This window comes from Kitasatospora sp. NPDC085879, assembly GCF_040686255.1.
GTDB lineage: Bacteria > Actinomycetota > Actinomycetes > Streptomycetales > Streptomycetaceae > Kitasatospora.
The window spans coordinates 1-6,818 of the sequence record NZ_JBFBJZ010000138.1 but is presented as its reverse complement, the minus strand read 5'-3'; the positions used below and the strand labels follow the sequence as shown (position 1 = coordinate 6,818).

General features: G+C 67.8%; 5 protein-coding genes. 2 read left to right on the top strand and 3 right to left on the bottom strand.

The window, feature by feature from the left end; genetic code table 11:
* Positions 1–891, bottom strand: an 891-nt coding sequence (locus AB0P35_RS40755; protein WP_363521390.1) for a VCBS repeat-containing protein, incomplete at its 3' end; no start/stop codon positions are given.
* A gap of 155 nt (positions 892–1,046) precedes the next feature.
* Between AB0P35_RS40755 and AB0P35_RS40750 the strand changes: the two genes are divergently transcribed.
* Positions 1,047–3,917 (top strand): BTAD domain-containing putative transcriptional regulator, encoded by a 2,871-nt coding sequence (locus AB0P35_RS40750; RefSeq protein WP_363521388.1) that lies wholly within the window; start codon positions 1,047–1,049, stop codon positions 3,915–3,917.
* 399 nt (positions 3,918–4,316) lie between these two features.
* On the opposite strand, the gene AB0P35_RS40745 is transcribed toward AB0P35_RS40750, so the two are convergent.
* Positions 4,317–4,730, bottom strand: coding sequence for a hypothetical protein (locus AB0P35_RS40745; protein WP_363521385.1), 414 nt, complete (start codon positions 4,728–4,730; stop codon positions 4,317–4,319).
* 2 nt (positions 4,731–4,732) lie between these two features.
* Positions 4,733–5,275 (bottom strand): helix-turn-helix transcriptional regulator, encoded by a 543-nt coding sequence (locus AB0P35_RS40740; protein ID WP_363521383.1) that lies wholly within the window; start codon positions 5,273–5,275, stop codon positions 4,733–4,735.
* 211 nt (positions 5,276–5,486) lie between these two features.
* Here AB0P35_RS40740 and AB0P35_RS40735 point away from each other — a divergent pair, with 211 nt between their 5' ends.
* The gene (locus tag AB0P35_RS40735) at positions 5,487–6,710 is read left to right on the top strand and encodes a transposase (protein ID WP_363521380.1); all 1,224 of its coding nucleotides are present in this window, start codon (positions 5,487–5,489) and stop codon (positions 6,708–6,710) included.
* Positions 6,711–6,818 lie beyond the last annotated feature (108 nt).

Below are 6,818 nucleotides of genomic sequence, written 5' to 3'. Positions count from 1 at the left end.
GTCACCGATACCGACGATCGCGTCGTACTGGTCCCACCCGCCGCCGAAGTCGGAGGGCTGGTCGAGGTAGGTACCGTTGCCGCGGCCCCAGTAGACGACTGCGTGGCCGTCGGACTTGCGGCGCGCCATCAGGTCGGGCACACCGTTGTTGTTGATGTCACCGATACCGACGATCGCGTCGTACTGGTCCCACCCGCCGCCGACGTCGGAGGGCTGGTCGAGGTAGGTACCGTTGCCGCGGCCCCAGTAGATGACCGCGTGCCCATCCGACTTACGGCGCGCCATCAGGTCGGGCACACCGTTGTTGTTGATGTCACCGATACCGACGATCGACGTCATGTCCAGGTCGTCGACGACGTTCTTGTACCGGAGGGCCTTGTAGTCGCTGTTCGGGTGGGTGTCGAAGGTGGCGGCGTTGATCGACACCCCGGTGACGTGCTTCACCGGGGTCGAGCCGAAGGAGTAGTAGGAGAAGGTGGTGTGCTCGGCGTCGTCCCACTTCTCGAACAGAATGACGTGGTCGACGAAGCTGTTGAGGATGTCGCCGGCCTTGAGCTCGCTGCGCGGGATCTCGTAGGAGTAGCCGGGGAGAGTCTGCGTGTTGGCACTTTCGCCGAGATGCCACGCCATCGAGACGTATCCGGAGCAGTCCGTTCGGTAGCTGCGTCCGTCCTGGTCCGGGTACCAGCCGCCCTGGTTGTAGGGGATGGACTTGCCGAGCCAGTACTGGGCGCGCTGAATGATCTCGCTGCGGGCGATACTGCCGTCCACGGACGATGCCGTGGCGGCGTGCGCGGTGGTCGTTGCGAAGGCGGTGGTGGCGATCGTGCCGGTGGTGGCGATCGCGGCGGCCAAAGCGACACGGACGAGCCTGGACGTCCTGGAGTGCATGGTGATCTCCCCGAGTGATGCAAAGAGGGTGGACTGAGGCCGGTGAGCGGCCTGACCAGGGGTATTTGTCACCCGTGGCACTCGCCCGACCGGCGAAGTCGATCGTCTCGGCAAGTGATCACACATGGCTAAGATCTGAATCACATACACATCTGATGTACAGCCACAACGGGGGACGAGTGAAGACGCGGTTCGGCCTGCTCGGGCCACTCGCGGTGCATCGCGATGCGCAGCCACTGCCCGTGACCGGTCCCAAGGTTCGCCTTCTCCTCGCTGCTCTGTTGCTCCGGGCCAACCAGCCCGTGTCCGTGGACTCGCTGATCTCGACCCTGTGGGGGGACAGCGCGCCGAGCTCCGCGACCTCATCGCTGCACAATCACGTTGCCCGGCTTCGGCGGTTCCTCGGGCCCGACGTCGGCAGTCGGCTCCGTGCCGTCCCGCCCGGCTACGCGATGGAGGTCCGTGACGGCGAGCTCGACCTCGAGGTGTTCACTGCCAAGGTCCAGCAGGCCCAATCCGCTTACCGCAAGGAGGACTGGCCCGTGGCGGGCGACCTCGCATCACAGGCGCTCGCCCTGTGGCGCGGCCGGCCCTTCGACGACCTGCCGGCGCTGACCGACTCACCCGAAGCGGCCAACCTCCTGGAGCTGTACCTCAGAGCGCAGGAGTGGCGCGTCGAGGTCGAACTGCACCTGGGTCACCACCACGACGTGATCGCGGAACTCACCGTTCTGACCCAGCAGCACCCCGTGTACGAGGAGTTCCACCGACAGCTGATGCTCGCCCTGCATCGCGCCGGACGCCAGGCCGAAGCACTCGCGGTCTACCAGGAACTGCGCCACACGCTGATCGACGAACTGGGCGTGGAACCCGGCCAGGCAGTGCGTGAGGCACACCAGGAAATCCTGAGCCCTGCCGCAGAAGTAACGGCTACCGCGGCTTCCCGCCCATGCCGCAACACTGCCGAACTAGCCCGGAGCGGCCCGAATCAGCTCCCGGTAGACACCGTTGACTTCACCGGACGCGCCGACGAGCTGCGTGTACTCACCGACCAGCTCGAAGCCGCCGCCTCCGGCCGCGGCACCTGTGTGGCGGTGATCTCCGGAATGGGAGGCATCGGCAAAACCGCACTCGCGATCGCCGCCGCCCACAGGGTCCGGAAGCACTTCCCCGACGGCCAGCTGTTCGTCGACCTGCGCGGATTCGGAATAGGCGAACGCCGCGGTGCCCACGGCGTGCTCGCGGCGTTCATCACCGCCCTCTCGCATCCAGGCAGCAATGTGGCACAGGGCCACCCGATCCCCGAGGACATCGACGATCGCGCGGCACTCCTGCGTACCATCCTGGCCACCCGCCGGGTGCTGCTGATCCTCGACAACGCCAACAGCGCCGAGCAGGTGCTGCCCCTCCTACCCGGCCATGGCCAGTGCGCGACGGTTGTCACCAGCCGCAACACGCTCACCGACCTGCCCGGCGCTCGCCACACCCGCTTGGAACCCTTGGACCTCGAGGAACAGCGCCGTCTGCTGTCGACGGTCTGCGGCCACGACCGTGTGAATACCGACCCGGACAGCGCGCTGCGTGTGCTCGCGGCCTGCGCCGGGGTGCCGCTGGCACTGCGGATCGTCGCCGCCCGGCTGTCCGCCCGTCCGGTCTGGTCGTTGAGCACCATGGCGGGACGTCTCGCCGCCCCCGGGAAACGCCTGGGATCGCTGTCGATGGGACACCTGAACGTACGGGACACCTTCGCCTCCAGCTACCTGGCCCTCCACGGCAGCAATGATCCGGTGGAGCGTGAGGCCGCTCGTCTCTTCCGGCTTCTGGGCCTGTGGCCCGGTCAGGTGTTCGGGATCGAACAGGCATCCGCTTTGGCCGAGCGTCCCACCGCCGTCACGGCAGACCTGCTCGAACTGCTCGTCGACTACCACCTGCTCCAGAACCCGAATCCGTGGCGGTATTCTCTCCACGACCTGCTGAGCGAGTACGCGGCCGAACGCGCCGAACAGGAGGACGCCTACGAGAGCCGCGACGCGGCCCGAGTCCGCCTCATGATCTGGTACGCCGCGGCACTGGCACGTTCGAGAACGGTCATCAACGTCGGCATGTCGCGAACTACCGTCCTGGAAGACGAGCCTTCCGCGCCGCTGCCCGTATTCACCGACGGACAGCACGCAAGCCGGTGGTGCACCGAGGAGATGGCCAACATCAAGGAGGCGGTCCGTCAAGCCGCCCACTCCTCACGCCCGGACCTCGCCTGGCGGATCGTGCACGGCCTGGCCGGATACGACACCACCTACTCCTGGACCCGCGAGACCGACGATCTCAAAGCCATCGCCCTTACGACCGCGAAGCAGCACGGCGACCTGGTCGGACAGGCCTTCATGCTCCAGCGCATCGGCATCTCCCACGTCATGACATACCACCTGCAAGAAGCCGTCCATGCGCTTCAGGGCTCCCTCGACGCGGCCGAGAAGGCCTGCCACGAAGACCTCGTCCTCACCGTTCTGCAGAATCTCGCCGTCGCCTACAACCATCTCAACGACAGCACAGCAGCCCTCACGTACGCGAGGCAGGCGATCGACCGCTCACACGGCGCCCTAGGGGAGAACGGCGTCCTCCTGAATATCATGGCCGCCTCGCACCTACACACGGAGGACTTCGCAGCAGCTGAGGAGGGATACCGCCGAGCGCTCGAAATCTGGCGAACCCACGGCAACACCAACAACATCGCCGTCACTCTCACCGATCTCGGCGATGCCCTTCGGGGCCTGGGCCGGCGCGAGGAAGCCTTGGCAGCCCTCCGGGAGGCCCGCGATCTCAACGAACGCCTCGGGAACCGAATCACCCTCGCCGAGTGCCTCGTGATCACCGGCCGAACGTACCTCCAGTTCGGCCAACGGGAGGACGCCAGGGGGTGCTTCCAGAGCGCCGTCGACATCGCCCGCGAAAGCCATCTTCCGGCCTGGATCCAACAAGGCATTGACGGGCTCAAAGCGCTGGACCAGCCCGAAGATGGGGCGGTGTAGGTGATGCCGAGGTCTCCGGCGGAGGCGGCAGCCAGGGTGCGACCCTCCAGATAGCGGGGGACGTTTCTCTCGGGGGCCGTCGCACGCCTCGGTGAGCAGGTCCACGGTCACGGCCGTGGCCTTGCCACCCGTTCCCTTGACCGCGAATGTGACCTGCTGCGCCGACCAGGGGTCCTGCTGGACGCCGGCGAACGTCACCGAGGCGTGGCATGGCTCGTAGGCCCTGCCGCCGTAGGGGAGGGCGAGCGTGCCGGCCGCAGGCCGATTCCGACCTTGACCTGGGTGTCCTCCTGCACGACGACGGGCTCGCCGGTGGCGCTCAGGTCCATGGGTTGATCCTCTCGTTGGTGCTCGTGGTGCGGCCAGTCTTCGGTTCACTCGCGCTCATGTCGGATTGCCCTACTGTCCGACTCGGTCGAGCAGCCACTGGGCGCGGTCGAATGCCGTGACCTTGTGTCCGTAGCTCGGCCACTTCAGGTGGGTGACCTCGTGCGCCAGGACTTGGTCGGCCTCGGTGCGGGTCGCGAGGGCGGCCTGCTGCAGGTACAGCAGCGGCACCGCGAGACGGGCACTCTCCGGCCCCCGGTAGGCCCTGCCCACCACCTCGGCGCCGATCTGCTGCCCCGTCAGCCGCGTGTACTGAGCCGTGTCCAGGACCAGCAGAAACCGCAGCCCGGCCGCCCGGGCGAACCGCTGTGCCCGCGCGCGCAGCCACGGCACGTCGGCCGGCAGGTCCGCCTCGCACGCCGGCAGCGGGCTGCGTAGCGCCTGGGTCCGCGCGATCGTGATGGCGCTCCCGCGCTCGGTGCTCACTCTCATCCCCTCCGCTCTTCGTCCTGGATGGTCTCGATCAGCTCTCGCAGCTCGTCGGGCGTCCGATCCAGGTGGTCGGCCAGGCGCTGCAGCGCTCGCTCGGTCAGCCAGATCGGCGCCGTCGACCGGGCGGACGCCACGCTGCGCTGGTGCGCCTGGCGAACCTCCTCCTCGCTGGTGGCGTATGCCGCGGCCAGGGCCGCGGCGACGCTGTCCTTCAACTCGGCTGTGCGGCCGGCCTCCAGCATGGCCAACGCCCCGCGGGAGATCTGCGCAGCCGCGGCCGCCGCGCCTGGTCCCAAGCCGCTGGCCTGCTCGCGCAGGGTCCGCAGGTCCGGCTCCTCGGCGGGATCGAGGAGGTCCTTCGTCCGGCATCCGACTGCTTCCGCGAGGCCGGCCAGCATCTTGGCGTTCGGCGTGCGCAGGCCGGCCTCGTAGTCGTCGAGCACGGCGGGGCGGATGCCGGCCCTGTGGGCCAGCTCCTGGCGGCTCAGGCCGGCCTTCGTCCGCTCGGCGGCCAGGCGGTCCGCTCTGAAGCTGCTCATCCCGCGGCGCATCTTGCGGTCCTCCCCATATCGGTTGCGCACATTATGTCACTACGACATTATGGACTTTGCCGAATTTCTCCCAGGACGCCCCGGCCTTCAGGCCGGGGAGGAATGGGTCCTTGGCTCGGAGCCGCGAAGAGGCGGAGTCCTCTGCGCTTCTGCTCCGGGCTCTCTCTCGTTGTCGGTGGGGCCGGGTAGGTTGACCGACATGACGGCACGACAGGTTTCGGAGGACGCCGGGCATGCCCGGTGGACGTTCCGCCTGCGCGTGTCCAAGACCGCTTCCGTGCTGCTTAAAGCGGAGTGGGGGCGGAGTCGGTGGCTGTGGAACGAGTGTGTCCACATGTCCCGCAAGGTCCACGTTCACAACCGGGCGAACCCGGAGAACAAGCGCACCTGCGGACCGGCGGACCTGGACAAGTTGCTGACCGAGGCGCGGGGCGCGATGGCGTGGCTGCGTGCGGGTGCTTCGGTGCCGCAGCAGCAGACGATCCGGGACTTCGCCACGTCCCGCACGAAGGCACTCAAGGACATCAAGGCGAAGCTGCCGGTCAAGCAGCGCGCCGGACTGCCGAAGCCGAAGCGGAAGCGGGATTCGCGTCCGTCGCTGAACTACACACGACGAGGTTTTCGGATCAAGGAAGGCCGGCTGCACCTTGCGGGCGGCATCAGTCTGACCGTGGTGTGGTCCCGCGGCCTTCCCACCGATCCGTCCTCGGTCCGCGTGTACCAGGACTCCATCGGGGACTGGTATTGCTCGTTCGTCGTCCGGGTTGAGCCAGAGCAGTTGCCGGCGACCGGTGCGGTGATCGGCATCGACTGGGGAGTCAAGGAGCTCGCCACCACCACCAGCGACGGCCACGACCTCCCCCATCCGCGGCACGGCCGCACCGCCTCCCGGAAGCTCGCGCACTACCAGCGGCAGATGGCCCGCCGCAGGCAGCCGAAGGGGAAAGCGCAGTCGAAGGGCTACCGCAGGGCCCGGCGGCAGACCGGCAAGCTGCACAGGAAGATCGCCCGGCAGCGGCAGGACACCGCCCGAAAGTGGGCGAAGTCCGTTGTCCGCGACCACGACGCCCTGGCCGTCGAAGACTTCAAACCGAAGTTCCTTGCCAAGACCACCATGGCCAGGAAGGCGGCCGACGCCGCCATCGGCGCGACCAAAGCGGCCCTGATCGAGATGGGGCGCAAGCACGGCCGCGCCGTCCACCTGGTCCACCCCGCGCACACCACGATGGACTGCGCGCACTGCGGTGTGAGAGCCAAGCACCGCCTCCCCCTCTCCGAGAGGATCTATTCGTGCACCGCGTGCGGAGCCGTGTCCCCCAGGGACAAGAACTCTGCCCGCGTGATGCTCGTCCGGGCTGGTCTCAACCCGGCTGGTGCCGATCGTGGAAGCCCGCACCGTCCGACGGACGCTGCGGCAGCGTGAGCCAGAAATCCCCGTCCTTCAGGACTCCGTTGGGAAATCCGCAAACCGGGCCGGGGATCAGGCTGCCAGGTCGAGGGCGGCGAGATGTGAGGTGCGGGTCTTGCCGAG